We start from the raw sequence: 1,038 nt of genomic DNA, 5'->3' as shown, positions 1-1,038 counted from the left end.
CTTGTGGTGCGCTTTCCTAACAGCAGATACTCGCGCCTCCTGTTAGCCCGATGGTTGCTGTACATCCCGGCGTACAAAGATCGGCGAGAGAAGGAAGAAGGTGCGGCCAGCCTAGACCTTAACCCGTTGTTCATAGGTGGCGAGGAAGCCGATCGACGAGACCTTGAAGCTGTGTGCAAGCTGTTGGCGCCAATGGTTGCTCGGCACCCGTTTACTGGAAGGTGGCAATGGCACAGCCCGGACGTGGATACAGCATTGCTGCGGGCTCGGGCTGGCGAGCTTCTAGGAGACGAGGACGCTGTGGTAATTGATGAGCTGAAAGCTCTTGCTGCCAAGAGATTGACCTACACCACCCCAACGATCGGTGAACCGCTAGGTTACTACCTACGCCGTCCTTATCTTATGCCTCAGGGATGGGAAGGCGAGTTGCCTGGTCGAGGGGCGAGGTATCTCCTGGAAGAGCTATCTCGAGAAGGCTGGAGACTCCAGCAGGGCTAGGTGTCTCGCTGATCACCTCTCATCCTTACTGGCCAGTGCTACCTAAGGAAGGACTGACACCGCAGCTGGGTTTCGAGGGCGCCCGCAGATAATGTCCTTCATCTGCGGGCGCTCGTCGGCCCGCGACTCCATCGGACTCAGGTGCCGATGAGTTTCTGGAAGAGAGCGACCGAGCCGCCCCAGGCCGCGCCACCGGCGAGCACGGAGGCTGCGAGAGAGTGCTGATCCCAGTAGGTGAGGATCCCCGCAAGGCCTCCGATGAGGGTTGCCAGGAAGAGGATCACCGCCGACCTCAGGGACAGAAGAGCGGTGTCCGACTGCCGGTTCCTTGCTGCCATGGTTCCCCCTCGCAGCCCGGTCCTCGGGCGCTCCGGGTGGTAGCGCCTCTCGGCCGGTGATAGGTCGTCGGAGGGCAGGGACCCCACGGACTCGGAACCCCTAGAAAGTTCAGGGAGAACCGTGGGGTGTCCCGTGGCGCCCGACCTAGAAGTGGCCGACTGCGCAGCGTTCGGGAGGCCGGAGCGAAGCGGAGGACTCACG

2 protein-coding genes are annotated in these 1,038 nt (G+C 61.8%); one reads left to right on the top strand and one right to left on the bottom strand.

Annotation, left to right across the window (positions count from 1 at the left end; translation table 11 throughout):
• Window positions 1-498, top strand: a 498-nt coding sequence (locus BUB17_RS27555; RefSeq protein ID WP_208983697.1) for a hypothetical protein, incomplete at its 5' end; no start/stop codon positions are given.
• Between the two features lie 137 nt (window positions 499-635).
• Here the strand turns inward: BUB17_RS27555 and BUB17_RS25255 are convergent.
• A complete protein-coding gene (locus BUB17_RS25255) occupies window positions 636-782 on the bottom strand; it encodes a hypothetical protein (protein ID WP_208983689.1) in 147 nt (48 codons plus the stop codon).
• Window positions 783-1,038: the final 256 nt, after the last annotated feature.

It is taken from the genome of Geodermatophilus obscurus (genome assembly GCF_900143215.1).
In the GTDB taxonomy this organism is placed as follows: Bacteria; Actinomycetota; Actinomycetes; order Mycobacteriales; family Geodermatophilaceae; genus Geodermatophilus; species Geodermatophilus obscurus_A.
The sequence above is the reverse complement of the archived record's forward strand: the minus strand, read 5'-3'. Positions and strand labels throughout refer to the sequence as shown.